This is a genomic window from Bacillus sp. SIMBA_074, assembly GCF_046534555.1.
GTDB classification, from domain to species: Bacteria; Bacillota; Bacilli; order Bacillales; family Bacillaceae_G; genus Bacillus_A; species Bacillus_A mycoides.
In genome coordinates this window covers 1-339 of record NZ_JAWRYM010000228.1, presented here as the reverse complement: position 1 = coordinate 339, position 339 = coordinate 1, and the positions used below count along the sequence as shown (strand labels likewise).

1 pseudogene is annotated in these 339 nt (G+C 45.4%); it reads left to right on the top strand.

Annotation, left to right across the window (positions count from 1 at the left end):
• Positions 1-176: 176 nt before the first annotated feature.
• Positions 177-339, top strand: a pseudogene (locus SB773_RS30620) (TIGR04086 family membrane protein); the annotation flags it as partial.

The window sequence follows — 339 nt, the reverse complement described above, 5'->3', positions numbered from 1 at the left end:
CATCTTCTGTTCTGAGTGGTTGTAAAAGTAGGTTTTGATCATCTTTCCTCACCCCCGTCTTGTTCCTCATCCATCATACGAAAATTCCCCTTAATGTTCAACGCGAAGATGAATACGTCTGCCAAGCCTCTCATATAGATGGTACAAACACTTGAGCAGTGAGGGGGGTAACAAACGTGCGGAGTGCATCCACCTCTGTATTGACAGGACTATTGTATACGCTTGGCCTCATCTTGATTGGAGCATTGCTGGCTACCATACTGCTGAGCTTTACCAGCATGAGAGAAGGCTCTCTACCTTACTTTACTTACGTCATCAACGCCATAGGTCTTTTGACAG